This is a genomic window from Streptococcus sp. A11 (assembly GCF_043674225.1).
GTDB lineage: Bacteria > Bacillota > Bacilli > Lactobacillales > Streptococcaceae > Streptococcus > Streptococcus suis_V.
Window position 1 is genome coordinate 24,401 of record NZ_JBIMJS010000018.1, and the last position, 24,157, is coordinate 48,557.

At 45.9% G+C, this 24,157-nt stretch carries 21 protein-coding genes; 7 read left to right on the forward strand and 14 right to left on the reverse strand.

The window, feature by feature from the left end; genetic code table 11:
- The first annotated feature begins 109 nt into the window (after positions 1–109).
- Positions 110–1,195 carry a Xaa-Pro peptidase family protein gene (locus ACHBIF_RS09655; protein WP_105160576.1) on the forward strand — a complete coding sequence of 362 codons (1,086 nt, stop codon included), beginning with the start codon at positions 110–112 and terminating at the stop codon, positions 1,193–1,195.
- 435 nt (positions 1,196–1,630) lie between these two features.
- On the opposite strand, the gene tgt is transcribed toward ACHBIF_RS09655, so the two are convergent.
- Positions 1,631–2,773, reverse strand: coding sequence for a tRNA guanosine(34) transglycosylase Tgt (gene tgt / locus ACHBIF_RS09660; protein WP_105110421.1), 1,143 nt, complete (start codon positions 2,771–2,773; stop codon positions 1,631–1,633).
- Positions 2,774–2,913: 140 nt separating this feature from the next.
- On the opposite strand from tgt, the gene ACHBIF_RS09665 reads away from it, so the two are divergent.
- Positions 2,914–3,768 (forward strand): DUF975 family protein, encoded by an 855-nt coding sequence (locus ACHBIF_RS09665; RefSeq protein WP_105110422.1) that lies wholly within the window; start codon positions 2,914–2,916, stop codon positions 3,766–3,768.
- A gap of 68 nt (positions 3,769–3,836) precedes the next feature.
- Here the strand turns inward: ACHBIF_RS09665 and ACHBIF_RS09670 are convergent, their stop codons facing one another.
- The 8 genes from ACHBIF_RS09670 to ACHBIF_RS09705 form a co-directional block, all read right to left on the reverse strand.
- Positions 3,837–4,271 carry a CoA-binding protein gene (locus tag ACHBIF_RS09670; RefSeq protein WP_105110423.1) on the reverse strand — a complete coding sequence of 145 codons (435 nt, stop codon included), beginning with the start codon at positions 4,269–4,271 and terminating at the stop codon, positions 3,837–3,839.
- A 12-nt stretch (positions 4,272–4,283) separates the two neighbouring features.
- A complete protein-coding gene (locus tag ACHBIF_RS09675; RefSeq protein WP_394720190.1) occupies positions 4,284–4,550 on the reverse strand; it encodes a hypothetical protein in 267 nt (88 codons plus the stop codon).
- A gap of 19 nt (positions 4,551–4,569) precedes the next feature.
- The gene (locus ACHBIF_RS09680; RefSeq protein ID WP_394720192.1) at positions 4,570–5,346 is read right to left on the reverse strand and encodes a glucose-6-phosphate isomerase; all 777 of its coding nucleotides are present in this window, start codon (positions 5,344–5,346) and stop codon (positions 4,570–4,572) included.
- Positions 5,333–7,969, reverse strand: a complete 2,637-nt coding sequence (gene polA, locus ACHBIF_RS09685; RefSeq protein ID WP_394720194.1) for a DNA polymerase I — start codon at positions 7,967–7,969, stop codon at positions 5,333–5,335. The genes ACHBIF_RS09680 and polA overlap by 14 nt, the downstream gene beginning before the upstream one ends.
- Positions 7,970–8,077: 108 nt before the next feature.
- Complete coding sequence (locus ACHBIF_RS09690) at positions 8,078–11,275, reverse strand: FtsX-like permease family protein (RefSeq protein ID WP_394720196.1); 3,198 nt, start codon at positions 11,273–11,275, stop codon at positions 8,078–8,080.
- 9 nt (positions 11,276–11,284) lie between these two features.
- Entirely contained in the window at positions 11,285–11,986 is a 702-nt protein-coding gene (locus tag ACHBIF_RS09695) for an ABC transporter ATP-binding protein (protein ID WP_394720198.1), read from the reverse strand.
- A gap of 90 nt (positions 11,987–12,076) precedes the next feature.
- Positions 12,077–12,412, reverse strand: coding sequence for a helicase BlpT (locus tag ACHBIF_RS09700; protein WP_394720200.1), 336 nt, complete (start codon positions 12,410–12,412; stop codon positions 12,077–12,079).
- 225 nt (positions 12,413–12,637) lie between these two features.
- Positions 12,638–13,510: a helix-turn-helix domain-containing protein gene (locus ACHBIF_RS09705; protein ID WP_105114672.1), complete on the reverse strand. Its 873-nt coding sequence runs from the start codon at positions 13,508–13,510 to the stop codon at positions 12,638–12,640.
- Between the two features lie 263 nt (positions 13,511–13,773).
- Between ACHBIF_RS09705 and ACHBIF_RS09710 the strand changes: the two genes are divergently transcribed.
- Genes ACHBIF_RS09710 through ACHBIF_RS09720 form a run of 3 tightly spaced genes read left to right on the forward strand, consistent with a single transcriptional unit; the run spans position 13,774 to position 16,748 of the window.
- Positions 13,774–14,991 carry a hypothetical protein gene (locus tag ACHBIF_RS09710; RefSeq protein WP_394720202.1) on the forward strand — a complete coding sequence of 406 codons (1,218 nt, stop codon included), beginning with the start codon at positions 13,774–13,776 and terminating at the stop codon, positions 14,989–14,991.
- A gap of 2 nt (positions 14,992–14,993) precedes the next feature.
- Positions 14,994–15,854: an ABC transporter ATP-binding protein gene (locus ACHBIF_RS09715; RefSeq protein WP_394720204.1), complete on the forward strand. Its 861-nt coding sequence runs from the start codon at positions 14,994–14,996 to the stop codon at positions 15,852–15,854.
- A 12-nt stretch (positions 15,855–15,866) separates the two neighbouring features.
- Positions 15,867–16,748, forward strand: a complete 882-nt coding sequence (locus ACHBIF_RS09720; protein WP_394720206.1) for a hypothetical protein — start codon at positions 15,867–15,869, stop codon at positions 16,746–16,748.
- Between the two features lie 68 nt (positions 16,749–16,816).
- On the opposite strand, the gene tpx is transcribed toward ACHBIF_RS09720, so the two are convergent.
- Entirely contained in the window at positions 16,817–17,302 is a 486-nt protein-coding gene (tpx, locus tag ACHBIF_RS09725) for a thiol peroxidase (RefSeq protein WP_172009936.1), read from the reverse strand.
- Positions 17,303–17,399: 97 nt separating this feature from the next.
- On the reverse strand, positions 17,400–19,856 hold the full coding sequence (locus ACHBIF_RS09730) for a heavy metal translocating P-type ATPase (RefSeq protein ID WP_394720209.1): 2,457 nt from the start codon (positions 19,854–19,856) through the stop codon (positions 17,400–17,402).
- 155 nt (positions 19,857–20,011) lie between these two features.
- On the opposite strand from ACHBIF_RS09730, the gene ACHBIF_RS09735 reads away from it, so the two are divergent.
- Together ACHBIF_RS09735 and ACHBIF_RS09740 are read left to right on the forward strand one after the other, a co-directional pair.
- On the forward strand, positions 20,012–20,761 hold the full coding sequence (locus ACHBIF_RS09735) for a tRNA1(Val) (adenine(37)-N6)-methyltransferase (RefSeq protein WP_394720211.1): 750 nt from the start codon (positions 20,012–20,014) through the stop codon (positions 20,759–20,761).
- Positions 20,751–21,023, forward strand: coding sequence for a GIY-YIG nuclease family protein (locus tag ACHBIF_RS09740; RefSeq protein WP_257117526.1), 273 nt, complete (start codon positions 20,751–20,753; stop codon positions 21,021–21,023). Before ACHBIF_RS09735 ends, ACHBIF_RS09740 begins: the two co-directional genes overlap by 11 nt.
- Before the next feature lie 14 nt (positions 21,024–21,037).
- Here the strand turns inward: ACHBIF_RS09740 and ACHBIF_RS09745 are convergent, their stop codons facing one another.
- From ACHBIF_RS09745 to ACHBIF_RS09755, 3 genes are all read right to left on the reverse strand, one after another.
- On the reverse strand, positions 21,038–21,649 hold the full coding sequence (locus tag ACHBIF_RS09745) for an FMN-dependent NADH-azoreductase (protein WP_394720213.1): 612 nt from the start codon (positions 21,647–21,649) through the stop codon (positions 21,038–21,040).
- Between the two features lie 108 nt (positions 21,650–21,757).
- Complete coding sequence (locus tag ACHBIF_RS09750) at positions 21,758–22,177, reverse strand: GNAT family N-acetyltransferase (protein ID WP_105123541.1); 420 nt, start codon at positions 22,175–22,177, stop codon at positions 21,758–21,760.
- Between the two features lie 130 nt (positions 22,178–22,307).
- Entirely contained in the window at positions 22,308–23,879 is a 1,572-nt protein-coding gene (locus tag ACHBIF_RS09755; protein WP_394720216.1) for a DEAD/DEAH box helicase, read from the reverse strand.
- Positions 23,880–24,157: the final 278 nt, after the last annotated feature.

Consider the following 24,157-nt stretch of genomic DNA (forward strand, 5'->3'; position numbering starts at 1 on the left):
AATAGGACTTTTTTCGCTAGGACTTGCAAATTTTTTGATTTTTTGAAACAATAGTCCATATAATAAACGAAAATTTCATTTTTCTTATCATCAAAAGAAAGGTATGCCTATGTCTAAATTACAATATGTGCAAGATTACCTAGAAAACAATCAACTTGAATTGGCCATTTTCTCAGATCCTTCCAGTATCTACTACCTGACCGGCTATCACGCTGACCCACACGAACGCCACATGTTCCTCTTTGTCATGCCAGACCATGAACCGCTCCTCTTCCTACCAGCTCTCGATGTCGAGCGCGCTCGTGCAACTGTTTCATTCCCCGTAACTGGCTACATGGATTCTGAAAATCCTTGGAAAATCATCCAGGCAAGTCTGCCAAACAAGGCCTTCAAGACAATCGGTGCTGAATTTGACAATATGAATTTGACCCGCTACCACGGTCTCCAGTCTATTTTTAATCAGCCTTTCTCAGACATCACTCCGCTGATCAATACCATGAAATTGATTAAATCCCGCGATGAAATTGAAAAAATGTTTATCGCAGGTGAATTTGCGGATAAGGCCATGCAGGTCGGATTTGACAACATTTCCTTGAATGTCACAGAAACCGACATTATCGCCCAGATTGAATTTGAAATGAAAAAACAAGGCATTTCAAAAATGAGTTTCGATACCATGGTCTTGACCGGTAATAATGCAGCTAATCCTCACGGCATTCCCGCTACTAATAAGATTGAAAACAATGCCCTGCTTTTGTTTGACTTGGGCGTAGAAACGCTAGGCTACACTTCTGATATGACACGGACAATTGCGGTCGGTCAGCCTGATCAATTCAAAAAAGACATTTACAATCTCTGTTTAGAGGCCCACATGGCAGCTGTCGAGATGATTAAACCCGGTGTGACTGCTGGTGAAATTGACTACGCTGCTCGCTCTGTTATTGAAAAATCTGGTTATGGTGAGTATTTCAACCACCGCCTGGGCCACGGTTTGGGAATGAGCGTTCATGAATTTCCATCTATCATGGAAGGCAATGATTTGGTTATTCAAGAGGGCATGTGTTTCTCTGTTGAGCCAGGTATCTACATTCCGGGCAAGGTCGGCGTCCGCATTGAGGATTGCGGTCATGTGACCGAGAACGGCTTTAATGTCTTTACCAAGACGCCGAAAGAACTCTTGTATTTTGATGTATAAAAAGAGAACCTCCTACTATTTTGTAGGAGGTCATTTACTTACCTATTTTTTTAGAAAAGTTGTTAATAGTCGAAAAGCATGGATCATTAGAATAACAAGAATAGCAATAACATTGATAAGAAGTGGTATTATTACGAAAGCAAGTCCATATATAGCAATGATAGTTGCATCTTCTATCTCAGCTCTGTTACTCAAGTACATCATATATAAATAGCTGGATGCCAAAATGAAAAAAATAACATAAATACCTTTGGTCCAATAGTGATATAAAAATCTATAAATCAAGGCATTTCCAACTAGCGTAGCAATAATAAGTAGTAAAATTAGCCAGTTTTCGACTAAATAAAGGAGCCAAAATATGAAAGGGAGACTCATCGATACCAACAAAGTCCCTAATATCAGACCCGCTCTTTTAAGAATTACATTCATACTTGATTAAAAATTTCGACCATTTTTGCCGTAGCCATATTTTTCCATAAAGTCCTGACGGAATTCGAGCAGGTTATCGTCCATGATAGCCTGACGAACATTTTTCATGAGGTTAATCAAGAAGAAGAGATTGTGGTAGCTGGTCAAGCGGATACCAAATGTCTCGTCGGCCTTAAGTAAATGACGGAGATACGCACGTGTGTAGTTTTTACATGTGTAGCAATCGCACTCTGGATCTAATGGTGTAAAGTCCTCAGCGAACTGAGCGTTTTTAACCACAAGACGTCCTTGACTGGTCATGCAAGTTCCATTACGTGCAATGCGTGTTGGTAGTACACAGTCAAACATATCAACCCCACGAATCACACCATCAATCAAGCTATCTGGTGCTCCAACACCCATGAGGTAACGAGGCTTATTCTCTGGCAATAGTGGGGTGGTGAAATCCAAGACTGCATTCATCTCATCATGGGTCTCACCGACAGCCAAACCACCGATGGAATAGCCCGGAAAATCCATGCTGACCAGATCGCTAGCTGATTGGCGACGGAGGTCTTCAAAACCAGCCCCTTGGACAATCCCGAAGAGCCCTTGGTCATGCGGGCGACGGTGAGCCTTTAGACCACGCTCCGCCCAACGGCTGGTCCGTTCAATGGACTTCTTGACATAGTCATACGGTTGGTAGAATTGCGGGCATTCATCAAAGCTCATCATGATGTCAGAACCAAGATTATTCTGGATGGAAATGGCTTTTTCCGGCGACAGGAACATCTTACTACCATTGAGATGGTTTTTAAAGGTCACACCTTCCTCGGAAATATTGCGGCTATCTGCCAGCGAATAAACCTGGAAACCGCCCGAATCTGTCAAAATCGGCTGGTCCCAATTCATGAATTTGTGGAGTCCACCGGCACGCGCAATCAGCTCATCACCAGGACGAAGCCAGAGATGATAGGTATTGGACAAAATAATGCCCGACCCCATTTCTTTCAGCTCCTCAGGCGACATGGTCTTGACCGTCGCTTGCGTTCCCACTGGCATAAACATAGGCGTTGGGAAGGTCCCGTGTGGTGTGATAATCTCACCCAAACGAGCACCTGTGTGCTTTTCTTTCTTGATCAAGCGATACTTGATTGGTACATCTGTCATATATATTTACCTCCTACCAGGAAAAACAGTCCTGGGAAAATCAACAGGGCTCAGCTGAGCCTGCAACTAATCTAGTCTATCAAAATTTACCTTTCTTGTCACTTGAAACTGTGTTAAAATATGGAGGAAAGGAAGGCTTTATGTTTACACTATCATCTATTCGCCAAAAAGCTCGCCTGAGCCTGAGAAGGAATCCTACTAGCTTTAAAATCGTTTTACTTCCTGTCCTTCTCACTCTGCTGATCAATCTATTTACAAATTCCCAGACAGATATGGAGCGTGTTGCAGACATTAGCCAGGACACCCAGGCTAGCATTTATTACCTACTGTCCATTTTAGGATTTACAAGCTTCTACAGGTTGCTACTTGCTCTTCTGCTACTCTCCGTCTCCTACAGCCTATTCCTATTGATGTTGGGCAAAAAAGCGACAGGGAAACTTTCTGATAGCCTAGCTATCTTCAGCCATCCATCATTTGGAAAATTCTTGGCGGTTTTCAGTTTAAAAACAATCCTGCTCATTCTCTGGAGCTTGATTTTCTACATCGGTGCCTTCTTGCTGCTAGGGTCTAGTATCCTCATCGGCAACCTGTCCGCAGAACTGCTTCAAGCCAACTCGGTTGAAGTACAGGAAAGCCTGACTGGCATGATAGCTATCGGCTTTTTGGTTTTTATTGCTGGTTTGTTCCTGGTCTGCATTGGTCTGGCCATCTATTTGCCACAGGTCTATGCCTATTCCCAGGCTGAGAACATTCTCTTCCAACGCTTGGAAGCGGACACTTATACCAGTGCCAGAGCCATTTTGAAGGAAAGCCGTCAATTGATGAAGGGCTACAAATGGAAACGATTCCTCTTGGATTTGAGCTTCTTGGGATGGTTTATCTTGACCATTATCACTAGCGGACTTGCGGATTTCTATGTTCTTCCCTATCACAAGACTGCCCAGATTTATTTCTATCAGGCTATTCTGGAAGAAAAAAGTACCAAATCAATATAATTCGACCATTCAAAAAGCGATGTCCGCTCACTTGCGGCATCGCTTTTTATTTATGTTCTTAGTTACTACTATGCTCCTGTCATGGCCAAGTATTCAATCTTGATGCACTTGTTCATGACAATGGCAGAGCGCCCAGCCTGACGCAGGATCTCTTCTGCTTCTTGGCTCTCCAAACCCAGCTGAGCCCAAAAGATTTTAGCATCTGTTTGGATAAATTCACGCGCTACATCGGGCAAGAATTCACTGCGACGGAAAATATCGACAATGTCAATCGGCTGGTCAATATCCAGCAGACTAGCATAGACTGGCTCACCAAGAATGGTTTGGCCAACTGCCGTCGGATTAACAGGAATAATCTTGTAACCAGCCTCCTGCATGAGCTTGGAAACCCGATAGGATGTGGCATCCTCACGAGCAGACAAGCCCACAACCGCAATGGTCTTGGCATTTCTCAGATAATCAAAGATGACATTCTGATCTGGATTTTGAAAAGAATAGGTCATAACTACCTCCTTTTAAGAGTGATAATGATAGACAAATAGGAAAATCAAGAGGTCAAGCAGGCACACCTGGCGGATAAGCCTGACTTCTCTCTTGCTCAGTATCGAACGACCTGGCATTTGGGGAAAGAGGGCCATCAAAACTGCCGTAGCAGCCAGACCTATATTGGCCAGATAGGCCATCTTGGTCAGGCGGGCCAGTAGGAATCTCAGAAATGTAAGTTCTACTCCCAACAGAATCATTTGCCCATAGGTCCGTGTTTGCAGCCATTCTTGCATCATAGTCGTCCTCTGAGTATTCTTATTTCTTAGAAAGGGAATAAACTACATCCTTAAGCTGACCGATAGCTTTCTTGAGTGCTGTCCGGTCCTTGTCCAAGCCTGGATCCAACGAGTAGTAGATAGAGCCTACAACAACAGAATCATCATACTCTCCAGTTGATTCCATCCGATAGAAGGTCAGGCGGGCCATTTTTTGATCGTTCATAATCTGACGACCGGCCTTCCACTCCTGGTCATTGATGGTCACAACTGACTGCTCAATGAAATTGTGGTTGGTTTCCGCCATACGGGCAGCCAACTCTTCTTCGTTCATGTTAACACCTTCTTCCAGTGGTGACTTGTTGAAAGCATTGATATTGTAGAGTTGAACCATGTAGTTGTTAGCGCCTTCCTTGACATCGTAAACCGCAGCTAGGATCTCATCTTCTGTGTTTTCTTTATTGATGGTCCAGTTGGCAGGCACATCATAGTAGCGCCAATTTTCTTTGATATTGCCGTTTTCATCACGTTCCGCAACACCATTGTTGGCCGCATGTATCTTGTGACCTTTTTGCGTCTCATCAGCTGGCGGATTGTCATTGACAGCAACGACTGGGACATTGACAAGAACATTGAACTGTTCATTTGTGGTGTCTTGTTTTTCTTTTAAAATAGGCAATTGAGTTGAGAAATCATCACCCGAAGGATTGGTTCCCTTGTTTTCTTTCTTCTGGCCACAGCCAACGAGAATCACACTAAACAAGGCAAGTAGAAGAATTGATTTTTTCACGTTATTTCCTTTCTTATTTAGCTTCATACCAGGTCTGACCGGCATTTTCATCCGCAAGCAGTGGCACAGACAGGGCAATGGCGCTTTCCATCGTTTCCTTAACCATAGCTTTGACCGTTTCCAGCTCTGCCATTGGTACCTCCAGAACAATCTCATCATGGACCTGAAGGAGCATGCGGGTAGATAGACCAGCCTCGGTCAGGGCCTTGTCCAAGTTAATCATAGCCACCTTGAGGATATCAGCAGCGGATCCTTGGATTGGAGAGTTGATGGCTGTCCGCTCGGCAAAATTTCGGACGTTGAAGTTGCGAGAATTGATGTCTGGCAACTCACGGCGGCGCTTGTAAATGGTCTCGACATACCCCTTGTCACGCGCCTCGCGAACGATGGTCTCCATGTAATTCTTGATACCAGGGAAGCGTTCGAAATAGGTGTCGATGTAATTCTTAGCCTCTTTTCTCGTGATTCCGAGGTTGTTAGAAAGTCCGAAGTCAGAAATGCCGTAGACCACACCAAAGTTGACAGCCTTGGCATTGCGACGGTCGTTAGCTGTCACATCTTCTGATTTTTCAATGCCAAAGACCCGCATAGCTGTCGAGGTATGAATGTCTGCCCCCTGCTGGAAGGCCTCAATCAAGTGCTGGTCCTGGGAAATATGGGCCAGGACACGGAGCTCAATCTGCGAATAGTCCGATGCCAGAAGAACGCTGTCTTCCAGCGAAGGCACAAAGGCCTTACGAATGAGACGACCCTGCTCCAGGCGGACCGGAATATTCTGCAGGTTGGGGTCTGTTGAAGACAGACGCCCTGTCTGGGTCAGGTCCTGGACATAGCGGGTATGAATCTTCCCGTCTTCTAAGATGGCTTCCTGCAAACCGATGACATAGGTAGACTGGAGCTTGGTAATCTGACGGTAGTCCAAAATCTTGGAAACAACTGGGGCAATTGGGGCAAGACGTTCTAAGACATCCACTGCTGTTGAGTAGCCTGTCTTGGTCTTTTTAGTGTATTCCAATGGTAGGCCCATATCCTCAAAGAGAATGGTGCCCAGCTGCTTAGGCGAATTTATATTAAATTCTTGACCAGCTAAATCATAGATTTCCTTGGTCAGCTGCTCTATCAAGACTTCATTTTCAGCCTGCATGGCTTGGAGAGTCTCTTTTTCTACCTTGATACCGGCAATTTCCATCTTGGCAAGGACATCCGCCAGGGGCAATTCCATCTCGTAGAAGAGCGCCAATTGCTCATGTTCTTCGAGTTTTGCCAGCATAGCTTGCTCGGTCTCAATCAAGACCTGGACCTTACGAGCCAGATGCGAGAAGAATTCCTCACGGGCTGGTAGGGCCAATTTGGCTCCCTTACCATAGACCGCCTCATCTGGCACCAAGCTAGTCTGACCGTAGAGGTTGGCAATGGTGGTCAAGGTATTGTCCTCAACTGTTGACAGGAGATACTTGGCCAAGCGACTGTCAAAGCTGGCAAGAGGAAGGTTCAGGCTCTTTCTAGCCAAGAGAACCTTACCACGTTTGAAATCATAGGTCTTAATGGTCTGATGTTCCAAGAAATCACGCAGGATAGGACTGTCCAGTAATTCTGGACCACCGACATAAATCCCGTCCTTATCGCCCCAGGCCAGGCCAACAATTTCCTCTCGGTGGTAATTTTCACCTAGAATCTCAAAATAGAAGAACTGGTCCTTCTTAAGCATATCAGCCGTCACATCTGTAACCGTTTGGAAATCCAGTACTACTTCCTCTTGGGTCTCGGTCACTCCCAGCTGGGCCCGGAGTTGCTTAAAGCCCATGTCATCGTAGAATTGAGCCAGCTCCTCAATATTTGGACCAGTGTAGGCAATGTCGTCCAGGCCAATTTCAATCGGAGCATTGGTATCAATGGTCGCAAGGGTCTTAGACAGGAAGGCCTGGTCCTTGTCGTTGATGAGGTTTTCCTTCATCTTGGAGGCCTTCATGCTGTCGATATTTTCGTAAATCCCCTCTAAGCTGCCGTGTTCAATGAGGAGCTTGAGACCCGTCTTTTCACCGATTTTAGTCACGCCAGGGATATTATCCGACTTATCCCCCATGAGGGCCTTGAGGTCGATAAACTGGACTGGGGTAATCCCCATTTTTTCCATGAGGTAGGCTGGGGTAAATTCCTCAAATTCTGCCACGCCTTTCTTGGAAATCTCCACAACCGTATTTTCATCTGTCAGCTGGATCAAGTCCTTGTCACCGCTGACAATGGTTACATCAAAAGGAGTGTCTATCCGCTCTGCCATTTTGTCCAAGGTACCGATAATATCATCTGCCTCGTACTGTGCCAGCTCATAGTGCTTGACCCCCATGGCATCCAGCATCTGGCGGATAAAAGGAAACTGCTCGCGGAACTCGTCCGGTGTCTTGGCGCGGCCCGCCTTGTAGTCGGCGTACATCTCCGTCCGGAAGGTGGTCTTTCCAGCATCAAAAGCCACAAGAATGTGGGTCGGCTCAATCCGCTTCATCATGTGGTCCAGCATGAGGTTAAAGCCATAAATCGCGTTGGTGTAGAGCCCAGTCGGACTCTTAAAACGGTCAATTTGGTTGTAGAGTGCAAAGAAAGCACGAAAGGCTACAGAAGAGCCGTCGATTAGTAAAAGCTTGTTTTTATTCATAGGTCTATTATAGCATGAAAAAGAGGTTTTGGTGGGCTGGGGAGGGCTGGAAAAAGAAAAATCCTAGCTAGGCTGCTAGGACTTCCTGAAGGTTTCATCAAATAAATTCTACTCCACTGACTTGAGGGCTTCCAGCATATCGACCTTTCTGAGCTGGTGGTTGACATACCAGCCCAGGCCTGCCAGAATGCCCACTATGGCTAGGACAGGGATGATGTAGACTTCTGCACCCACATGAGGATTAAAGCGAATGGAGTCTGAGCCAATCATGGCCAGGAGCAGGCGGTGCAGGTAAAAACCTGATACCAGACCGACCAGCACGCCAATCAAGGACAGGGCAATGGTTTCCCGGTAGATATACATGGTCACTTCCTTATTGTGGAATCCCAGCACCCGAATGGTAGACAGCTCCCGGATTCGCTCGGACATGTTGATGATGGTCAGATTGTAGAGGATGACCAAGCCCAGCAGGATAGAGAGAACCACTAAGATGGTCATGACCGACTGCAAGGAGCCTGCCATGGCCGTCAGCATGTTCATGAGCGAAGTATTTTGCACCAGACTCTTGACTCCAGGCATGGCTAGGAGCTGACTGGCTGTATCTTGGACCTGGTCGACTTGCCCCTGCTTGAGCTGGACCAGATAGCCATTAGCCGTCCGCCGCTTGCCCGTCACCTGCTCATAGTAGGCGTCCGTCATATAGATGAAGTGACCTGCATACATCTCGGCTACATCGGCCACACGGACGGTCACTTGCTCATCTTCCAGAGTCAGCTTGAGCTTATCACCCCTTCCGACACCGTAGAGCTGGGCCAGTTTTTCCGTTAGGACAATGCCCCTGCCACTAAGCTGGATGGACTGACCAGCCTTATTTTCCAGGCTGACCAGATTTCCTATATCCTCTCTGTCCGTCACATAGATACCGACAGACAGTTTTTTTCTCACATCGCCAATCTGCAGGGTCTGATTGGTCTGTTCAAAGGCAATTGGCAAGGACTGGCGGACCTGGTTTGACAGGAGAAAGGCAGTCAGCTTGTCCAAGTCCTCCTCAGAAGCTCTGCCATTTTCCACCACCAGTAGGTCATAATGGAGCAGGTCCCCAAACTGGCGATCGACCACCCCAGAGATAGAGGAGCGAATCCCCAGACCGCCAAAGAGGAGGGCAACGGTGCCGGCCACGCCAAAGATGGTCATGAGCATGCGGAGCTTGTAGCGGAAGATATTGCGGGCCGTCACCTTGTGAGTAAAGCTGAGACGAGACCAGACTGCCTGCCACTTCTCCAAAAGAATCTTGGAACCCGCTGCTGGAGGTTTGGGCAGGAGCAAATGGGCTGGCTTTTCCTTGAGTTCCCGGTGGACCACCAGATAGGCCGGCAGGACCGAGGAAATGAGGGACAGGACCAGGGCTAGCAGGGTCCAGAGGGGATAGAAATGGAGCTTGGCAGGGCCAATCACCGTGGTCTTGGTGATGATATCCGAAATCATGGGCGACAGGACGAAATTGCCTGCCAAAATACCAACCAAGGTGCCCAATAGACCGGCACTTAGACCATAGAGGATGAACTTGGTCATAATCTGACGGTTGGTGTAGCCCAGGGCCTTGAAGAGACCCGACTGGCTGCGCTCCTCGTCGACAAATCGAGCCATAGTGGTAAAGGTAACCAGGGCCGCTACCAGATAGAGGACTACTGGAAAGACATTACCCACTGCGGCAATAGAGCGAGTAGCATTGCTGTAGGTCGTATAGCCGTCTCCACCTGGTAGGCTGGACCGAGTAAAGACCTGATAGGGTGATTTCTCCAGCTTGGTTAAGTCTTCCTTGGCATGGGCCAATTCATCCTCGGCCTCCTTGATGTCCTTGGTGGCATCTGCTTTTTTACTGCTGAGCTCTGCTTGGACCTGGTTCAAGTCCTGGTCCGCCTGATTGAGACGGAGAGCCTCTTGATTGAGGGTCAGACTGGATGATTCCAGAAGACTAGCCCCCCATTCATAATCAGCGAAACCAGCCTGATAGGCTGCCAGACCTTGCTCGTATTGGGCCAGACCCGCCTGGTATTGGGCTAGACCTGCTTGGTGCTGGGCGTTCCATTCATTGAAGCTGGCAAGACCTGCCTCGTACTCGCCTAACTTAGCTTGGTAGAGGCTGTAGCCTGACATGTAGGTCTGATAGGCTGTGTCGTAATCCGCAGCATTGGGATCCAATTTTTCTAGGTCTGCATCCAGCTGAGCCTTGGCCTGGTTAAGCTGATTGGCAGATACTTCCAGCTGGGCATAGTTTTCTTCTAGGAAGGCACCAGTCTGGTCCAGCTGGAGCTTGCTGGCATCCAACTCTGCTTTGCTAGCTTCTAATTGGGCCTTGCTGACCATGAGTTGGTCATAGGCCGCTTGCAATTCTGCTTCAGATTGGATAATCTTGGCTCTGCCACGGGCAAATTCTGACCTACCCGTTTCCAGCTGCTCTTTACCAGACTGGAGGTCCTGCTCTGCCTTTTCCAAATCAGCCTTGGCCTTAGAAATATCCTGCTCTCCCTTGGCAATCTCTTCATGGCCTTCCGACTGGATGCTGGCCAAACGGAGCTCGTCGTTATCAGACAGGAGCTTTTCCAAGTCTTCCTGGTGCTGCTCCAACTTGTCTTCATAGGCTGGACTGGCATAATCCAAGCCTGCCAAATCATCGTAGCGGATCCGGGCAATGGTATAAACGTCCGAGTCGAAGGCTTCTTCCATGACCAGACCGTAGCCAGCCAGCTGTCCATTACCGCTAGAGGCCAGACCCATGGTCGTGTTGTCCAAGATTTCCGAAGAGGCCACAAAGCCAACTACCTTGAACTGGTTTTGCGTGAGAATGGTTCCACCCTTGTCTGGCTCCGTCATGTCTATCCTGTCACCGATTTTGAAGGATGATTGAAGCGAGGGTGACAGGGCAATTTCGTCTTTTTGCTTGGGAAAATTTCCTTCCAAGAGCTGATAGCCTGAAATGGTCGGACTGGCCGAAAAGAGGCGAACTGCCTGATCCTTTTCAAGAGTCACATCCTTAAAATATCCAGCCTCAACCCGCGCACCCTCGACGGACTCTAGCTCCTTGATGTCATCCCGAGAAATTCCCAGACCAGATAGGACGGCCAAGTCCATGGTTTGATGCTCTTGCAAATACGCCTGGGCAGTTCTCTCCATATTTGGGGCCGTGACCTTGAGCCCTGTCAGAGCAAGAGCTCCAAGCATCATGAGGCTAAAGATAGACAGGAAACGCCCCTTGGAAGTCGTCAGGGCCTGACCAATGTCCTTCCAATAAATCTTCTTTTTCATAGCCACCTCCTAGTACTCCAGACTGGCGATGTCCTGGGGATAAGGATTGAGAACAATCTCATGCACACGCGCATCCCGCATTCGAATCACTCGGTCGGCAATGGGAGCCAGTGAGCTATTGTGGGTCACGATAATCACCGTAGCACCTTGCTTGCGGGACATATCTTGTAGGATTTGCAAGACCTGCTTACCAGTTTGGTAGTCCAAAGCACCTGTCGGTTCATCACAGAGAAGGATTTTAGGCTTTTTTGCAACGGCACGGGCAATGGCCACACGTTGTTGTTCGCCGCCTGAAAGCTGAGCGGGGAAATTATTGATACGGTGACCGAGTCCGACCTGTTCCAAGACCTCCTCAGCATCCAAGGCATCCTTGACGATTTCTGCTGCCAACTCCACATTTTCCTTTGCGGACAGGTTGGCGACTAAATTATAAAACTGGAAGACAAAGCCAACGTCATCTCGGCGATAGTTGGTCAATTCATGACTGGACAGCTTGGCGATGTCCACACCGTCAATCCAAACCTCTCCCTCATCATTGCTGTCCATGCCACCTAATATATTGAGCAGAGTGGACTTACCCGCACCAGACGAGCCGAGAATGATGACTAGCTCACCCTGCTCAATTTCAAAGGACACACCGTCATTGGCCACAATGGTCGCATCCCCCATTTGGTAGTATTTTGACGAATTCTTTACTTGGATATAGGACATGGCACACCTCGCTTCTTCTCTTTCTAACAACTATATTCTTATTCTTTATTATAGCACAAAAGAGGGATTGTCACCCTCTCTGATCAACTATTATACTTGGGCAATAGCAGAGCCACCATAGAGTTTCAATTCTTCTCTGATGGTCTGGTAGTAGTAGCGGTCAAAAGCCTTCCAAGCCTGCCTGCTAGTCTCACTCAACCGCAGGTCGCCTAGTCCAACCAAAAAGCTAGTCGAACGGTAGAACTTCTCAATCGCAATCAGTTCTGAATTGGTGACCGACTTGGCCTCCGACAATAGGCGTATCGTCTCAGTCAAATTATGCTGGAACCGTTGTTCATCAACTGTCCCCAGCTTATCTGCTTGAAAGGCCTGATTCAAGTCTTGAATGAGGGCCAAAACGTCTTGAATAATCTGTGTCTTTTCCATAAAAGACCCTCCTTTGAATTATTGAATTCAGTATATCAAATTAGACAAAGATATTCAAGTCCCTTACTTTTTCATAATATTGATGACCCCAGGATCAAATCCGTCAGAAGTTCTCGTTACAATCCTCTTTACAGGAAAGATTACTATTGTGATTGCGAGAAGCAGACACACAAATTTAACTATCCGTTTCATACATACCTCCTTTTTGATATAACTAATTTTTCACTATATTTCCTTACCCATTGTTACTAAAAAATTCTTCAATGATAAATATAACTTTGTATTTCCTTGTAACTTGTATAAAACTAGTGCCTGCTCATACAAATCTAAAACTTCATCTTCTCTCAATAAGCCTTTGCTGATATTCCCCAACAAACATAGTAAATCTGGCAATAAAAAACTACTATTATAAGCATTCAATTGGTTAATCAGTTCTGTCACTTCATCTAAAGCTACGTTCGTCTGTTTCCGTTTTAGAAGAAATCTAGCATAATTGTAACCAATCTTTATATAGGCTTGAAAGTCGGTATTGATTGATAAATCAAGCTTATTCACCTCTGATTTTACATTGCTGACCAACTCCATATATTTGTCATCTTCACCAACTTCACCTAAAAAAATAGTGTAACTGTTCAAAAAATCTAAATAAAAATAGTAATGAGGAGCGATAATAGCACTTAGTCTATCAAACTCTTTTGTCGCAAAATCTCTTTCATTGTATAGGTAAAATTGAACCAAGGTAAAAATATAGTCTAAATAGGCCTTATCTTCCTCATTCAATAAGTGTCTGCTTTTCACCTCTTTCACATACAATTGCTCTACAATTTCATAATTTCTGAGAAGCAATTGTTGGGAGAAAATAGTTCGTATTTTTCCAATGCTATGTCTACTTTCTTGAACAAATTCCTCAAAAAAATAATTCATAGTCACACCCAGCCTATTAGACAGTAGAAAAAGGATTTCCGATGAGGGAGAAAGGTTGGTATTTTCGATTCTACTAATCAAACTCTGCTCACAAATATCCTTAGCTAAGGCACTCTGAGTCAGTCCAAGTTCTTTTCTTCGTTGCTTAAAACGACTACCGCATATACTATTCATAACATACTCCAAATTTATTTAATAATATTATACACTATTTAAAAATGAATTTCGTAATTTTTATATTAAATTTTTCATTTTTTATTGACGATTTTCAGATGATTATATATAATAGTATATAGATAAGATATTCTGGCGATTTACGCTTAACCGATTATCAAAAACTAGTGACGGCAATTACTTAGCCTACTATTCAGGAACTATCTCTAGATAAAAATTAAAACCTGCCCGCCCTTACAATCTCTTCTCTTTTGGAGGTATCTATGTTTCAAATTGAAGGAAAGCTATTTTTCCGTAGCAAGAAAAACTTATTCGCTATCTTGGTCATGTTGATTGCTATCCTGTCTAGTTCCTTTCTAGCAGGCTACCACAATCGCCAGGTCAAATTAAAGGTCATCCAACACTATGAAGAGTCTATCCAAAATTTTGAAAATATCATACAAGATTTAGAAACACAGTATCAGACTCAAACTCTCAGTGAAGAGGATTACCAGGCTGAAAAAACATTCTTTACAAACTATATTGCCAACCACCAGAAGGAGATTGAAGCGGTCAAGAAGGAGGACTGGACCTATTTTTATGAGAAAAATATCCAGCACTATCAGAAGGATGGTCAATACATCAGCCTTTCCTACCAAAGCTATGATTTTACCCCACAAACCATCGAAAATACCTTCTTGATTTCCAAGTATCTGCTAGAAAAGGAGATACCCTCAGCCTTTCCAATCAATCTTTACCTAACAGCCTTTGAAAATCCCAAAACACCAACAGATAGAGAAATCGTCAAGAGCCTGGGCCAGCAGGCCTTAAAAGGAACCAGTCATGAAATCTGGCAGGGGCAAAAACAGCTAGGCCTTGTCATCACCCTTCCCCTCTTTCTCCTGGCTTTCACCAATTTTTTCATCAAAGACCAGCAGGGAACCAGCCGACAGATTCGCCTCTTACAGACCCTGGGGTTGACTAGAATTCGAATGACAACCAATAAATACCTAGCCTTCCTAACACTATATACTGCCCTCTTTCTCACCCTCTATCTGAGCCATTTTCTCATCGCTTTTTTGCTAAATGGCAATAGTAGCTGGATCTATCCCGTTACCACCTATAGCAGTAGGGGACTGGCTTACAGTTTTATCACCACAACTATCAAACCTATTTACCAAGTCATCTTGCTGGCCTGTGGCATGCACTATCTCTACCTTCTATTTTTGCTGGGACTGGCACAGACCTCGGCTAGAGTCTTAAAAAATGGACTGGCTGGACTGGTTGTCACACTAGGACTTGTCATCTCTGCCAACTTCTATCCCCATATCTTCAATCCATTCAGCCTTTGGAACGCAGGCAATCTGGCAGACGGAAGTGCTATCATCTACCAACAATTAACAGGATACAGCATTCCAAAAGTCTTTACGGTTCTTCTCATCAGTAACCTGCTCATCTATATCCTGCAATTCTATCTCCTGACAAGAAAAAGTGAGGTCTAACCATGCGATTATCCATTCACAATTTGTGCAAATCCTACGGAAAAAAGAAAATACTAGACCAGCTAAACCTAGAACTGGTGGAACCTGGAATCTGGGCCTTGATTGGACCAAACGGTTCTGGAAAGACAACCCTCCTAGACTGCATTGCCAACCTGCAAACCTTTGATTCGGGAGAGATTTCTATAAACGGCAAGAAGCGCGATAATCCAACTGTCTACCAAACCTTTTCCTACCTGCAGGACAACCGTGTCCTCTACCCTGAATTGACTGGACTGGAACACTTGCGATTGGTCCAAACTATCCAAGGGTTACCCAAAGAGCGGATTGAGGAAGTCATCCAAGAAATCGGAATCCGTGATTACGTGAACATTCCTGTCAAAAATTATTCACTGGGGATGAAACAACATCTCCTGCTGGCAATCGGTATTATGAACAAGCCCCAGGTCATGCTCTTGGATGAACCCTTGAACGGCTTGGACCCGACCAGCTACATCCAGACCAGAAAATTGCTCCAGAAACTAGCCAAGAATGGCTCAACCATTATCGTGTCTTCCCACCAATTAAACGAGGTGGACCAACTAACCGACCAACTGCTCTTTCTTAAACAGGGAAAAATCATTGAGTGGAAACTGGAACAGGTTGGGCGACAATATGCCATTCAGACTAGTGACAATCAGACAGTGTATCAGAAACTTGGGCAAATGAAGGGACTGACTTTGGCCAATGATAGCATTCAGCTAGATACCAGTGTTCATAGTCTGCATTTCTACCTAGACCAAGTCATGACCTGTCAGGTGGAAATTCTGGAAATTACACTTCAGGAACACCAGTCCGAAGAGATTTATAAAGAACTATTTGAATAGGGAGGTCTGACCATGAAGCTACTGTCCCTTTTCATCCTACGACTGAAACGCAATGCTATTTTTCTATCCCTGATAACCGCTATCGCCCTCATCCCATTTGCCCTGTCCTATCGGAATGTCCTAGAGGCCGAAAACCTGCGCTTTGAGGATCGAACCCGTATCACACAAGTCAAAAAAGAAGCTGAAATGGTCTTGTACTCTGATGATAATGAAGCCCAAGCCTTAGACCATGAAAGCACGGATTATTATAAAAAACTCTTGGAACTGGCGACCACCTACTTAGAAAAGGAACATATCCAAGGCAAAAGTCAAGAGGTCTTGGGAACGGAGTTAGAACTCTACCAGACCTTGCAAAACTGGGAGGCAAAGGGAAATAGAGTCAATCATTTTACGAGTAGTGAACTGGCAGAACGTATCACAGTCTATAAAAAAGTTCTAGAGCAAACTCTTACCTTTCACTACCCTACTGCTCCCAAGGACTTTTATCTGACCTTGTTACAATTTCTTCCAGCTAGTATCTACATCATCCCCCTTGTCGTTTGCTCTTTGATAGTCTGGCTCCTCATGACTGACCTTTCCAAACATCGTGGCCTCCTCTTTATCAACGGACTATCCCCTGGTCAATATGCCACTAGCCTGACCTTACTTGCTTTTCTCCTCCAAGTTGCTATCTATGCCCTCATCCTGTTCATGCTGCTTCTATTGGCACAGCAGTTCCAATTTACCTTCCAAGAAGACTATCCTCTACTAGTCGGCACAAACACTCTCTCTACCATATCTATCAGGGAACAATTACAGAAACTCCTGCTGGTAATGGTTGGAGTGACAGGTTTCTATCTGACCTTTATCCGATTAGCAACTGCTAAAGTCCTACAAACATACAAGCGAAAATAAGCCACCTCGAAAATGGTGGCTTTTTGCTGACAAAAAAACGATGCCTGTTCAGACACCGTTATATTCTTTTATTTGACAGCCTCTAAAGCCGCTTCATAGTCTGGGTGTTCGTTGACATTGTCCAGGTATTCTACGTAGGTGATTTCATTGTCGGCATTGAGGACAAAGACCGCACGCGCCAAGAGGTTCCACTCCTGCATGAGAAGGCCATAGGATTTTCCAAAGGCATGATCATAATAGTCGGACAGGGTCACTGCAGACTCCAGGCCAGAATTTCCACACCAGCGCTTTTGGGCAAATGGCAGGTCGACTGAAACCGTGATAACCACTGTGTCTTCCATTCCAGCCAGCTCTTCATTGAAACGGCGGGTCTGGGTATCACAAATACCTGTATCAATGGACGGCACGACGCTGATAATCTTGGTCTTCTTGCCATAGTCCTTGAGACTCTTGAGATTGAGTTCATTGTCCATGAGGACAAAGTCAGGCGCCTTGTCACCAACCTGCAAACGTGGACCTACTAGGGTCACTTCTTTTCCAATAAATGTCGTCATTTTTCAATCTCCTTCCGATTGCTATACCCATTGTAAGCGTTTTTTGAAAAAATTACCACTAATTTGACTAAAGATGTAGAAATTGACACAAATTTGCTTAAATCAATTTTCTGGTCCGCAAACGCAGGGCATTGAGCAGGACAGATACAGAGCTGAGGGCCATGGCTGCTCCAGCCAGCATTGGATTGAGAAGGGGACCGCCGAAGAGATGGAGGAGGCCCATGGCAATCGGAATGCCGATGACATTGTAGGCAAAGGCCCAGAAGAGATTTTGCTTGATGGTTTTCATGGTCAATTGGCTCAGTCGAACAGCCTTAGGAACATCCATCAAATCACTGTGCATGAGAACCAGGTCTGCCGTTTCAATAGCGACATCAGTACCAGAACCAATGGCAATACCAACCTCGGCTTGGGCCAAGGCAGGAGCATCATTGATGCCGTCTCCGACCATAGCTACCTGCTTGCCTTGGGCTTGTAGGATCTTGACCTGATTGGCCTTATCCTCTGGCAAGACTTGGCTGATGACGGTATCAATTCCCACTTGGTCAGCAATGGCCTGAGCTGTTTTCTCATTGTCTCCTGTCAGCATGACCACGTCCAATCCCATCTGGTGCAAAGCCTGGATGGCTGCGTGACTGGATGGTTTTACTTGGTCAGCAATGGCAATGACTACCAACAAGTGTCCGTCTGCTGCCAGATAGACAGGCGTCTTGGCTTGGTTGGCGTAGGTTTCTGCTGTCGCAATGGCAGAGCCAAGCGCAATCCCAGACTCCTTCATCAGCTTTTCATTGCCCAACAAAATAGTCTGCTCTGCTATTTTCACCGACAAACCGCGACCGGAAAGGGCTTGGAAATCCTGACTAGGGAGAAGAGATAATCCAGCGTCCTCTGCGGATTTGAGCAGGGCTTGAGCCAGCGGATGCTCAGAGTATTGCTCCGCACTTGCTGCCAGCTGGAGAACTTCTTCCTCAGTGGCAGAACTGAAAACTGTCATGTCCGTCACTTGAGGTTTGCCTTGGGTAATGGTTCCCGTCTTGTCAAAAACGATGGTGTCGACCTTTTGAAGGACCTCAACGGCTTGACCAGACTTGAAGAGGAGACCATTTTCCGCCCCCTTACCAGTCCCGACCATAATAGCCGTCGGTGTCGCAAGCCCCAGAGCACAAGGACAGGCAATGACCAGCACTGAAATAGTGATGGAAAGAGAGAAAATCCAAGGCTCTTGCCCCAAGGTCCACCATGCTAACCCAGATAGGAGGGCCAGGACCATAACAATCGGCACAAAAACCGCTGAAACACGGTCAGCCAGCTGGGCAATGGGCGCTTTAGAACCCTGTGCCTCTTCAACCAGCCGAATAATTTGTGCCAGAGTCGTATCTGCTCCAACCTTGGTCGCTTGCATTTGAAAGGCACCATGCTGATTGAGTGTGGCACCCACTACGCTATCACCGACTGCTTTTTTGACCGGCAAACTTTCTCCCGTCAGCATAGACTCATCCACGGTCGATTGACCTTGGAGAACTTTTCCGTCAACTGGAATTTGTTCACCCGGACGGACCTGCAAGACATCCCCAACTTGGACTTGTTCCAAGGGAAGGGTGATTTCTTGCCCGTCGCGGATTAGTCTGGCTGTCTTAGGAGCTAGGTTCATCAATTTCTTGATGGCATCGGACGTCCATCCTTTGGACAGGGCCTCCATGTGTTTCCCAAGGGTAATCAAGGTTAAAATCACAGCGGCAGACTCGAAATAGAGCTCGGGGTGCCCATGCGACAGATCCGCTTGGCCTCTCGCAATCAGAACCGTCATAATCAGACCTTGCACAAGAGCTGCGCTAGTTCCCACCGCAATCAAGCTGTCCATATTGGGATGGCCTGCAAACAGTGTCTTAAAACCTTTTTGGTAGAAGGCGCGCCCGATATACATGACCGGCAGAGTCAGAAATAGTTGAACCAAGGCGAAAGTCAAGGGTTGATGAAGAAAGACAGGTAAAGGTAAACCACCACCCGGTAACATTGGCCCCATGGCGATATAGAGTAAGGGCAGGGTGAACACAGTTGACCAGATAAAACGGGACCACAAATCTGATTGATGTTGTTCCTTACTATCGACAGCTGTAACAAGCGAATTTGTTTGTGGCAAGACAGCCTTGTAGCCAGCTTTTTCAACGGCAGACAGAATCGCAGCTGCATCTAAGCGATCCTTGTCATATGTCATCGTTGCCTTTTCCGTTGCCAGATTGACAGCCACTTCTTCCATACCAGCCAGTTTCCCTAGCGCCTTTTCTACCGTCATGGCACAGGAAGCACAGGTCATGCCCTCAATAGCATAGGTTTCTGTGATAAGGTTGCGGACCAAGCCATAACCAGCCTTTTCAACTGCATGACCAATGTCGCTAAGGCTCAAGACATTTTCATCAAAACTGACACTCAATTTTTCAGTTGCCAAATTGACGCTGGCTTCCTCTACTCCTACTAATTTCCCGACAGCCTTCTCGACCGTCAAGGCACAGGTGGCACAGGTCATTCCTTGAACAGGCAGGGTCATTTTTTTCATAGAATTTCTCCTTCGACTACATTTGTAATTATATTGTACAACATTTGACTACAATTGTAAACAAACTTGTTTTAAAAAATCCATTTGAAAGAAAAATCTAGACCTCCGTATTTCCTTCCCCACCTAAACAGCCTGCGATATGCTATAATAATCTCATGCACAATCCAGTTTTATTAGACGGAGAGCGGATTGACCAGCTCTTCTCGACAGATGTTCAGATTATTCAAAATCGGGAGGTTTTTAGCTACTCGATTGACAGCGTCCTCCTCTCTCGCTTTCCAAAAATGCCTGCTCAGAAGGGGCTAATTGTTGATCTTTGTAGCGGAAATGGGGCGGTGGGGCTCTTTGCCTCTACACGCACCAAGGCCCAGATTATTCAGGTTGAATTACAGGAACGCTTGGCGGATATGAACCGCCGTTCCATTGTCCTCAACGGTCTGGAGGAACAACTTTCCGTTATCAATGATGACTTGGCAAATCTACCCCAGTATGATCTGCGGTCCAAGGTTGATTTGATGCTCTGCAATCCTCCCTACTTCAAGGTAGATAAAGAGTCAAACCTCAATGAAAGCGAGCATTACCTGCTAGCCAGACACGAGATTGCAACCAACCTAGACAGCATTTGTCAGATGGCCCAACAGGTGCTCAAGTCCAATGGTCGCTTGGCCATGGTCCACAGACCCGACCGATTTTTAGATATTTTGGACACGCTGAGAACCTACAAACTAGCTCCCAAACGCATCCAGTTTGTCTATCCCAAGGCCAGCAAGGAGGCCAATATGTTGTTGATTGAGGCAATCAAGGACGGCTCGGTGGACGGGCTGCATATCCTGCCACCTCTGGTTGTCCATGAGGAAAACGGCGACTATACTCCTGCTATTCATGAGATTTATTATGGAAAATAAAGCCTATTTTTATGTTTTAGAATGTGCTGATGGGAGTCTTTATACTGGTTACACGACTGATGTGGAGAAGCGGCTTGCTACCCATAATCGTGGGAAAGGGGCCAAGTACACCCGCGCACGCTTGCCTGTCAGCCTGGTCTACCAAGAAGCCTTTTCCAGCAAGCAGGAAGCCATGTCTGCCGAGGCTTTGTTTAAGAAACGCAGTCGGCAGAGCAAGTTAGACTACATCGCAGAAATGACAAAAAAACCTCGACCCAAATAGGTCGAGGTTTTGGTTTAAAATCTTTCTAAAATCCGATCAATTTTAGCCATTGCCTCTTCAAAAATAGCCTGAGCCTGGCTCGGATCAGCCGATTGCCCTTCGATAAAGACTTGATGAATATCTTCAAAGCCTAAAAATTCAAAGATAGACTTGATGTACTGGGCAGCTGGATCCTGACCTGCATAAACACCACCATTGGACTGGATGTGCAGGAGCTTTTTGTCCTTGACCAAACCGATAGAGCCTTCTGAACCATACTTAAAGGTCAGGCCTGCTACATTGATGGTATTGACCCAAGATACCAACTGACTTGGCACATTGAGATTCCAGAGAGGATTGACGACGACAATCTTATCAGCTGCAAGAAATTGCTGGGTCAAGGCATTGTAACGGTCCAATTGCTTTGCTTGTTCAGGACTAATATTCTCGCCTTTTTTAGCTGCTCCCATAGCCGCTAACAAGGATTTGTCCAAGGCTGGAATCTGGTCTTCAAAAACATCCACTACTTCTATCTGATCTTCTGGGTGCAAACTGGCGTAACGAGTTTGAAACTCTTCCAAGGCTCGTAAGGCGTAGGATTTTTGGGCATCAAGTAAGTGGGCTTTTACGATTAATAGACTTGCCATTGTTTTTCTCCGTGTTACTAACTATTGATAATTATATTCTACTCTTTTTGATTTGAAATTCAAATTATCTGCTCAAAGCAAGAGGCTGGTCGACCAGCCTCTCCATTTCTAAATTGTTCTTAATTTTACATAAGTATAAGCAACACAGTCCAATCTTTCAACAGCTGTAAAGCCAAGTTCCTCATAAAAAGACCGTGTTTTCTCAGTATTGTCCGTCAAGAGATGAAGCTGATAAATACCTGGGAAATAGGCAATGACCTGTTCCAAAAGATGACGCCCAATCCCTTGTCGTTGATAGGTTGGCAGAACCAAGATGTCCTGAATAAAAACGATTGATTGCCCGTCACCAACTGCTCGCAAGAGACCCACTAGACGGTCACCGTCAAAGGCCGCAAGAACGAGCAGACTATGTTCCAAGGCCTTCTGTAACATGGTAGGCCGGTCAGTATAATTTGTCCAACCAACTGAATCATAGATTTCAATGACTGCTTGAAAGTCGAGTTGAGGATTTTGTTTGTAAGTAATCATGTCTTTCTCCTTTGTATTGTTTTTTAGAATACAAAGGCTTTATCCATTGTCAAAATGCCCATGGTCAACCCTCCTGTTTTACTACTTCTAGTATAACAAAAACTGCTCCAATTAGGAAGCAGTTTCAACTTTATCTCTCACCCTTATTGCGAATTACGAAGCCTGTTTGCTTTTCACTTGAGGTGCGTTGGTGTGGTTTTTTGTTGTCTTGACGGCGGTTATCACGTTTGAACTTGTCATCGCGACGGTTGCGGTCTCCACGGCGTCCTCCACGATCTCGATTGCGGTCACCATCACGACGACCACCGCGATCACGGTCGCGACCTCCACGTCCACCTTTACCCTTAGCTTGACCGGGTGCAAACTTGAATGGCAATGGTTTTTCACGCGCGATTTCCACTTCTGGCAAGCTATCTGGATCTTGTACGGTCAGGCTGAGTACGTATAGAGCAAGCTCTTCAGGGGTAAATTCGGCCGCCAACTTAACTGCGTCTTTCTTAAACTTATCAAAGTTTCCACGAATGGTCTCGTCTGCGAAGTCACGCTCAATCTTTTTCAAAGCAACTTTCTTCTTGGCTTCAAAAGCCTCTTCAGCGGTCGCAGGCTTGAGCCCCTTCATACGCTTCTTGGTCAACTCTTCGATGATAGCCAAGTAACCCATTTCATTTGGCGAAACAAAGGTGATCGATTGACCAGACTGGCCAGCACGACCTGTACGACCGATACGGTGTACGTAACTTTCAGGGTCTTGTGGAATATCGTAGTTGTAGACATGTGTCACACCTGAGATATCCAATCCACGCGCTGCAACGTCTGTCGCAACGAGAACATCAATTTGATCTCCCTTGAAATCGCGGATAACACGCAGGCGTTTATTTTGATCTAAATCTCCGTGAATCCCTTCTGCACGGAAGCCACGCAGTTTGAGTCCACGAGTCAATTCATCGACACGGCGTTTGGTACGACCGAAGACGATAGACAATTCTGGCTGGTCAACATCCATGAGGCGTGTCATAGTGTCAAATTTCTCATTTTCTTTGACACGGATATAGTATTGATCCACGTTGACGTTGGTCAATTCCTTGGCCGCAATCTTAACGTGCTCAGGCTCTTTCATGAACTTGACACCGATACGCTTGATTGGCTCAGGCATGGTCGCAGAAAATAGAAGGGTCTGGCGACTTACTGGCACACGTTCGATGATCGCTTCGATATCATCCAAGAAGCCCATGTTAAGCATTTCATCCGCTTCATCAAGAATAAGGGTTTCAACACCATCAAGCTTGAGAGCCTTGCGTTTTATCAAGTCCAAGAGACGACCAGGTGTACCAACTACGATGTGGGCACCTGAACGAAGAGCCTTGATTTGTTTTTCAATGCTAGAACCACCGTAAACAGAGCGAACTTTTACACCCTTTTCACGACCAAATTTGAAGAGTTCTTCCTGGCTTTGTACCGCCAACTCACGCGTTGGGGCAATAATCAAGGCTTGGACAGCTTGATTGTCAATGTCAATCTTATTGAGGGTTGGCAGACCAAAAGCTGCGGTTTTCCCTGTCCCCGTCTGGGCCTGACCAATCACATCCTTGCCTTCCAAAGCAAGCGGAATAGTCTGCTCCTGAATTGGTGACGGCGTTTCAAAACCAGCCTTCTCAACGGCAAGCAAAATGTCTTCTGATAGATTTAATTCAGTAAATTTCAATGTATTCTCTTTTCTAAAAGGCAGTGCGAAGCTACCTTATCTCACTTTTTTGTAACAATTATTTCCACTGGCAGCGAACTAACCAGTATCAGACTTGCAACTTATCCAGTATAACACAAACCCGAGAGAAAGGTTGGGATTTACCTTGAAAAGAAAAATAATACGTTTTCATGATTTGTCCCAAAACCGAGCACATCCTTCCGAAAGTTCTATAATGAAGTTAGCCACCCCAACCTAGCCAAAAAACAGCTGTTTCAACTGGTTCAGCTGTCTGTTCT

What these genes read in the sequence shown, in the direction of transcription:
- ACHBIF_RS09695 (WP_394720198.1), bottom strand. Translation starts at nt 11,986, where the DNA reads ATGTCCTATATCCAAGTAAAGAATTCGTCAAAATACTACCAAATGGGG.
- ACHBIF_RS09715 (WP_394720204.1), top strand. Translation starts at nt 14,994, where the DNA reads ATGCGATTATCCATTCACAATTTGTGCAAATCCTACGGAAAAAAGAAA.
- ACHBIF_RS09690 (WP_394720196.1), bottom strand. Translation starts at nt 11,275, where the DNA reads ATGAAAAAGAAGATTTATTGGAAGGACATTGGTCAGGCCCTGACGACT.
- ACHBIF_RS09735 (WP_394720211.1), top strand. Translation starts at nt 20,012, where the DNA reads ATGCACAATCCAGTTTTATTAGACGGAGAGCGGATTGACCAGCTCTTC.
- ACHBIF_RS09675 (WP_394720190.1), bottom strand. Translation starts at nt 4,550, where the DNA reads ATGATGCAAGAATGGCTGCAAACACGGACCTATGGGCAAATGATTCTG.
- ACHBIF_RS09740 (WP_257117526.1), top strand. Translation starts at nt 20,751, where the DNA reads ATGGAAAATAAAGCCTATTTTTATGTTTTAGAATGTGCTGATGGGAGT.
- ACHBIF_RS09730 (WP_394720209.1), bottom strand. Translation starts at nt 19,856, where the DNA reads ATGAAAAAAATGACCCTGCCTGTTCAAGGAATGACCTGTGCCACCTGT.
- ACHBIF_RS09665 (WP_105110422.1), top strand. Translation starts at nt 2,914, where the DNA reads ATGTTTACACTATCATCTATTCGCCAAAAAGCTCGCCTGAGCCTGAGA.
- ACHBIF_RS09710 (WP_394720202.1), top strand. Translation starts at nt 13,774, where the DNA reads ATGTTTCAAATTGAAGGAAAGCTATTTTTCCGTAGCAAGAAAAACTTA.
- tpx (WP_172009936.1), bottom strand. Translation starts at nt 17,302, where the DNA reads ATGACGACATTTATTGGAAAAGAAGTGACCCTAGTAGGTCCACGTTTG.
- ACHBIF_RS09680 (WP_394720192.1), bottom strand. Translation starts at nt 5,346, where the DNA reads ATGAAGCTAAATAAGAAAGGAAATAACGTGAAAAAATCAATTCTTCTA.
- ACHBIF_RS09745 (WP_394720213.1), bottom strand. Translation starts at nt 21,649, where the DNA reads ATGGCAAGTCTATTAATCGTAAAAGCCCACTTACTTGATGCCCAAAAA.
- ACHBIF_RS09750 (WP_105123541.1), bottom strand. Translation starts at nt 22,177, where the DNA reads ATGATTACTTACAAACAAAATCCTCAACTCGACTTTCAAGCAGTCATT.
- ACHBIF_RS09705 (WP_105114672.1), bottom strand. Translation starts at nt 13,510, where the DNA reads ATGAATAGTATATGCGGTAGTCGTTTTAAGCAACGAAGAAAAGAACTT.
- tgt (WP_105110421.1), bottom strand. Translation starts at nt 2,773, where the DNA reads ATGACAGATGTACCAATCAAGTATCGCTTGATCAAGAAAGAAAAGCAC.
- ACHBIF_RS09720 (WP_394720206.1), top strand. Translation starts at nt 15,867, where the DNA reads ATGAAGCTACTGTCCCTTTTCATCCTACGACTGAAACGCAATGCTATT.
- ACHBIF_RS09700 (WP_394720200.1), bottom strand. Translation starts at nt 12,412, where the DNA reads ATGGAAAAGACACAGATTATTCAAGACGTTTTGGCCCTCATTCAAGAC.
- polA (WP_394720194.1), bottom strand. Translation starts at nt 7,969, where the DNA reads ATGAATAAAAACAAGCTTTTACTAATCGACGGCTCTTCTGTAGCCTTT.
- ACHBIF_RS09655 (WP_105160576.1), top strand. Translation starts at nt 110, where the DNA reads ATGTCTAAATTACAATATGTGCAAGATTACCTAGAAAACAATCAACTT.
- ACHBIF_RS09670 (WP_105110423.1), bottom strand. Translation starts at nt 4,271, where the DNA reads ATGACCTATTCTTTTCAAAATCCAGATCAGAATGTCATCTTTGATTAT.